The organism is Exiguobacterium sp. AB2 (assembly GCF_000696055.1).
Classification (GTDB): Bacteria; Bacillota; Bacilli; order Exiguobacteriales; family Exiguobacteriaceae; genus Exiguobacterium; species Exiguobacterium alkaliphilum.
Window position 1 is genome coordinate 90,461 of record NZ_JNAA01000102.1, and the last position, 6,083, is coordinate 96,543.

Here is a 6,083-nt window from a genome sequence, read left to right on the forward strand (position 1 = left end):
TCAGTACCTCCGTTGTCTATCGTTCATCTCTTCCATAAACGTAACATAGTTGTCGTAACGAGTGGAAGCGATTTCGCCCGATTCGACGGCCGCCTTGACGGCACAGCCCGGCTCGTTCACGTGGGCACAGCCCCGGAACTTGCAGTCGTCATGTCGTTCGACGAACTCGGGGAAGCACCAACGCAACTCTTCCGCTTCGAGCTCTTGTGGGAACTCGAGGCTCGAGAAGCCAGGCGTGTCGGCGACGAGACCACCGCCGAGTTGAATCAGCGTGACATGACGCGTCGTATGCTTTCCGCGGCCGAGCGACTTCGAGATTTTCCCGGTCGCAAGCTCAAGTTCAGGCGCGACGGCGTTCAGCAGTGAACTCTTCCCGACACCGGTCTGGCCAGCGAACACGCTCGTCTTCGCCTCGAACAAGTCCCGTATCGCCTCGACCCCAGACCCTCTCTCTGTCGACGTCTCGATGACGTCATAGCCAATCGACCGATAGAGCGAAGCCGCCTGTTCAATCGCTTCCATCTCATCCTCATTCAGCAGGTCCATCTTCGTCAACACGATGATCGGATGAATCTGTTTCGATTCAATCAAGACGAGAAAACGATCGAGCAAGTGATACGAGAAAGCCGGTTCCTTCACCGAGAACAGTAAGAACGCTTGATCGATATTGGCGATCGGTGGTCGGACGAGGTGGTTCGACCGCTCGTCGACGGCTAAAATGTAGCCGGTCCCGTCTTTTTGATCTTGAATCTCAACATCGTCTCCGACGACCGGCGAGATGTTGCGATTACGGAAATTTCCGCGTGCACGACAGCGAATCTCTTGCTTTGTTTCCGTCATGACATCGTAAAAACCGCCTTGTAGGCGAATGATCGTTCCTTTCATCCTGTTTCCTCCTAGAAAAAGAGGTGACGCGCACGCCACCTCTTTGTTATTGTGCATCCTTCGCTTGGGCGTACGTGACCGAGTCGGTCCGAACGACTTCCCCATCGACTTCAATCGTCGCCGTCCCGACTTCGTCAGGCGCGATGACGAGCGTATAGGAGTATGTCGTCGTCTCCGTTATCTTATCACGGAGCACTTCAATCTCGCCACGCGCATCGACCGTCCGAATGACGACCTCGACGGGCTCAGGCGTCTCGCCTTCTGCCGGTGGTTCGATCTCTACGCTCACTTCTCGTTCGATGGACGCATCCGTCGGTTCGACACCGAGCGAGACGATGACCGTCAATTCCGTACCTGGGTCAACGGCCGTGCCTGCTGTCGGCAGCTGGCGGATGATTTGGTTCGAAGGTACGCTCGTCGAATACTCATCACGCTTGACGATTTTCAAGTTGTTTTGTTCGGCGTACGTCGTCGCTTCTTCGAACGTGTAACCGGCCAAGTTGGCAAGTTCGATTTTATTGCTGCCCGTCGACACGACGAGCGTGACCGTCACTTCTGACGGGACGACTTCTTCGCCCGGAGCGAGCGATTGTGAGATGACATCTCCGTTATCGACCGTCTCCGAAGCTTCTTTTTGGATGTCGATATCCGTGAAGTCCAAGTCCTTCAATGTTCGCTCTGCCGCCGACTGGGACAACCCTTCGACGTCCGGCATCCGGACCGTCTCTTTCCCTGCCGAGACGACGAGCGTGACCGTCGTACCGCGTTTTGGCTTCCGTCCGGCCGGTGGATTTTGTGAAATGACGTTACCAGCTTCGATGTTGTCACTGGCCCGTTCCGTCACATCGACGACGAAGCCCGAAGCCTCGAGTTCTGTCGTCGCCTCGTCTTCAGTCATTCCGACGACGTCAGGTACGACGGCCCGTGACATCTCGTCTGCGACGACGTACGCCCCGATTCCACCGCCGATGAGTAACAGCGCGAGCAATAACCAGAGCCACCATTTGCGTTTCTTCGGCTTCTTGGCGTCCGGTTTCGGCTCGACCGGTGCGACCGGTTTCGACGGCTGCTCACTCGGTGGCGTCGTCTCTTCCGCGACGACCGGTGCCATGACGAGCGTCTGGTCGAACGCATCTTGTTCCGCATTCACTCGTTTCGACTCGTTCGCGCGCGCCGGGTCGAGAGAAGTCATGCAGTCTTTCTTGAATGAGGCGACCGACGTGTGTCGTGCGCCTGGCGATTTCGCGAGCGCCTGCATGATACAGTTCTCGAGCGCTTGCGGAATCTTCGGGTTCAAATCCATCGGTCGAATCGGGTCGTCTTGCAGATGCTGAAGTGCGACGGCGACCGGCGTCTCTCCAATGAACGGAACACGTCCGGTCACAAGTTCGTACAACACGGCACCGAGCGAATAAATATCCGATTTCTCGTCGGCGAACTTTCCACGTGCCTGCTCTGGTGAGAAGTAATGGACCGAACCGAGCACGGACATCGTATGCGTGAGCGTCGCGTTCGACATGGCGACGGCGATTCCGAAGTCGGTCACTTTCATGTTGCCGTTTTGGTCGATCATCATGTTTTGTGGTTTGATGTCGCGATGGATGATTCGGTTCGCATGGGCGTGGTCAATTGCATCACAAATCTGTCCCATGATGCGTAACGCCTCTTCGACAGATATGTATTCTTCTTGCAAATATTGTTTCAACGTCATCCCATCGACATGTTCCATGACGATATAATAGATGTCTTGCTCATCCCCGACGTCATAGATGGCGACGATGTTCGGATGGTTGAGGCTAGTTGCCGCGTGGGCTTCTCGTTCGAACCGTCGGATAAACTGTTCGTTATGCGAGAATTCAGATCGTAACACTTTGATGGCGACAGTACGGTTCAAAATCTCATCGTGGGCCCGATAGACATTTGCCATACCCCCGCTGCCGATTTGCTGTTCGATCCGATAACGATCGTTAATTCGTTCTCCGCTTCGCATCGGATTCATCCTCTCTTTCTATCTGTAAATTGGACGATAGCGACGGTAATGTTGTCGCTTCCGCCCAAGCGGTTGGCTTGATTGATCAATTGATCGGCTTTGACGTCAGCAGAAATCGGACGTTCGAGCACGAGCAAAATATCTTCATCCGTCAAGTGATTCGTCAACCCGTCCGTACAGATTAAGATCGTGTCGAATTCAGGTTCGGCAAATACTTGTAAATCAGGTTCGACGTGCTCGTTCGAACCAATCGCGCGCGTGATGATGTTCCGTTTCGGATGGACCCGCATCTCTTCCTCGGTCAGTTCACCGAGCTGTTTCAAGACGTTGACGTAAGAATGGTCTTCGGTCAACTGATGCAGCGCCCCGTCGCGTAACGCGTAGACGCGGCTGTCCCCGACGTGAACGATGACGATCGTCTCATCGTGCCAGCACACCCCGGCAATCGTCGTCCCCATCATGACGAGGTTCGACTGTTTTGAAAAGGCGAGCACTTGTTCATTGGCTAGTTCCACGTTGTCGCGGAACCACTGCTCCATTTCCATCGGCGTGGCCGGAAGCGTCGGGAAAGCGCGTCGGAACTGTTCGATGACGAGTTCACTCGCGACTTCCCCGGCTTCATGCCCGCCCATCCCGTCGGCAACGAGGGCGATTCCGGCGTGCTCGTCCCCTAAAATCAGAACGGCATCCTCGTTTTGCGTCCTCACTTGCCCACGGTCGGTTCGATAGGCTAATTCCATCTTTCCCATTACCTCGTTTCTTGTTCGCGCTCCTTCGCTCGAAGCTGCCCACAAGCGGCATCGATATCCGAACCTTGTTCGCGACGAATCGTCACGTTCACTTTTCGATCTTTGAGCACTTTTTCAAAGGCAAAAATTTGTTTACGCGGTGTGCGGACGTAGTCACGCTCGAGTACGTGGTTGACCGGAATCAAGTTGACGTGACATTTGACGCCTTTCAACAAGTCGGCGAGTTGATGCGCGTGCTCTTCCGTGTCGTTGACGCCGCCAAATAAACCGTATTCGAACGTGATGCGGCGACCGCTCTTCTCCGTATAGTAATTGACGGCTTCCATCAACTTATCCAAGTTGTAGGCCCGGTTGATCGGCATGAGGCGTGTCCGGATTTCCGTCGTCGGCGCGTGAAGCGAGATGGCGAAGTTGATACGCATCCCTTCATCGGCGAACTTGTAGATTTTCGGTACGATCCCACTCGTCGACACCGTGATGTGGCGTGAACCGATGTTCAAGCCGTCGTCGTGGTTGACCGTGCGCAAAAAGCGCATCAATTCGTCGTAGTTATCGAACGGTTCGCCAATTCCCATGACGACGATCGAGTCGACACGTTCACCGCTCGCGTCGAGCGCGCGTTGGACGTCGAGCACCTGGGCCGTGATTTCACCGGCTTCTAGGTTACGTTTCAAACCGCCGAGCGTCGAGGCACAAAACGTGCAGCCGATGCGACAGCCGACTTGGGTCGTGACACAGACCGAGTTGCCGTACTCATGGCGCATGAGCACCGTCTCGATGGAATAACCGTCTTGAAGCTCGAACAAGAACTTGATTGTCCCGTCCTGTGACTCTTGACGGACGAGTTCTTTGAGTGTCGTCAATTGGAACGCCGCATCTAATTTCTCGCGGAGCGGTTTCGAGACGTTCGTCATGTCGTCGAACGATGTCACCCGCTTGACGTACATCCAGTCGTATAACTGTTTCGCGCGGAACGACTTTTCTCCTGCCTCGATGAGCCACTGTTCGAGCTCTGCGTACGTGAGGGAATAAAGTGACGGTTTGGCACCGACCAATGGATTTTTTTCAACTGCTTTTGGATTCATGTTTATACCTCTTTCTTGAATGCGGCGATATAGAAGCCGTCCGTCCCGAACGACGTCGGGAGTAATTTAAGTTCAGCACGGTCCGATGGCACCATCGAACGTACAGCGTGCGGGAGTCGCTCACGGAGCGTGTCATCCCACGTCAATCCGTTCGACAAGATATAGTCGGCCTGCTGCTCATTCTCAGACGGGTCGATTGTACATGTCGAGTACACTAGCGTACCACCTCGTTTTAAGAGAGGCAAGACAGCGTCGATAATTTCCCGCTGGACTTTCGGTAGCCCTGCGAGTCCGGCTTTGTCTTTTGTCCACTTGATGTCCGGTTTCCGGCGAATGACGCCTAACCCTGAACACGGGACGTCGAGCAAAATTCGGTCAAAGCTCTCTCGTTCGAACTTGTCTCCGGCGCTACGCGCATCGAGGGCAAGTGCGGTCACTCCATCGATCTGAAGACGTTTCGCTTGGCGTTCAATCAATTTTGCTTTGTGCGGGTGCAAGTCGAGCGCCGTGAGCGAGCCACCGTCCATCCGTTCGGCCGTATGCATCGCTTTACCGCCCGGGGCGGCACATGCGTCGAGCACGTCATCATTCGCGTCGACACCGATCGCGTCGGCGACGAGCATCGAACTCTCATCTTGGACGGAGAGCAACCCTTCATCAATCAAGGATGTCGCGTGGACGTTCCCCGATTCGATGACGAGCCCGTCTTCTGACAACTCGGAACGTGACGTCAGTACCCCTTCGTCGGCTAAACGGTTCATCACCGCCTCGACGGTCGTCTGTTTCCGGTTGACCCGGACGGTGACCGGTGCCGGCTCATTGTTCAATTTACACATCGCCTCTGTCGCTTCGACGCCGTACGTATCGACCCAATCGGCGACGAGCCAATCGGGATGGCTATGTTCGATGGCGATGCGTTCCACGTCCGGCAATGTCGACAAATCAGGGAATCCGTCGCGAAGCACGTTTCGGAGTACGCCGTTCACGAATTTACCAGTGCCCGAATGGCCACGCTTTTTCGCGATTTCGACCGCCTCATGCAAGACGGCGCGGTCAGGCACTTTGTCGAGATAAAACAGTTGATACACACTCATGCGCAACAACGGCAAAACGAAACGGTCGAGCTTCCTCGGATTCTGAATCCGTTTCTCTAAAATATAATCGAGCGTCCGTTTCCGCCCGAGCGTCCCGTAGACGAGTTCTGTGTAGAGGCCGACATCTTTCGGGGCCAACTTCTTTTGTTTCAACAAATCGTTGACGGCAATCGTCGAATAGGCCCCGCCTTGTTCAATTTTAATCAGCGTATCAAGCGCTGCTTGTCTTACGTTCATGTCATCCTCCTAATTGGTCGCCCACTTGCAGTTTCTGTCCAGC

Annotated in this window: 5 protein-coding genes; all 5 read right to left on the bottom strand. The window is 54.7% G+C overall.

Features of this window, described 5'->3' with window-relative positions:
• The 5 genes from rsgA to rsmB are packed head-to-tail and all read right to left on the bottom strand — an operon-like array spanning position 1 to position 6,040.
• Positions 1 to 885, bottom strand: coding sequence for a ribosome small subunit-dependent GTPase A (rsgA, locus tag DI14_RS12320; RefSeq protein ID WP_034808977.1), 885 nt, complete (start codon positions 883 to 885; stop codon positions 1 to 3).
• Between the two features lie 46 nt (positions 886 to 931).
• Positions 932 to 2,875 (bottom strand): Stk1 family PASTA domain-containing Ser/Thr kinase, encoded by a 1,944-nt coding sequence (gene pknB / locus DI14_RS12325; protein WP_034808978.1) that lies wholly within the window; start codon positions 2,873 to 2,875, stop codon positions 932 to 934.
• Between the two features lie 5 nt (positions 2,876 to 2,880).
• The gene (locus tag DI14_RS12330; RefSeq protein ID WP_034808987.1) at positions 2,881 to 3,615 is read right to left on the bottom strand and encodes a Stp1/IreP family PP2C-type Ser/Thr phosphatase; all 735 of its coding nucleotides are present in this window, start codon (positions 3,613 to 3,615) and stop codon (positions 2,881 to 2,883) included.
• Positions 3,616 to 3,623: 8 nt separating this feature from the next.
• A complete protein-coding gene (gene rlmN, locus DI14_RS12335; protein ID WP_034808979.1) occupies positions 3,624 to 4,709 on the bottom strand; it encodes a 23S rRNA (adenine(2503)-C(2))-methyltransferase RlmN in 1,086 nt (361 codons plus the stop codon).
• A 2-nt stretch (positions 4,710 to 4,711) separates the two neighbouring features.
• Positions 4,712 to 6,040 (bottom strand): 16S rRNA (cytosine(967)-C(5))-methyltransferase RsmB, encoded by a 1,329-nt coding sequence (gene rsmB / locus DI14_RS12340; RefSeq protein ID WP_034808980.1) that lies wholly within the window; start codon positions 6,038 to 6,040, stop codon positions 4,712 to 4,714.
• Positions 6,041 to 6,083 lie beyond the last annotated feature (43 nt).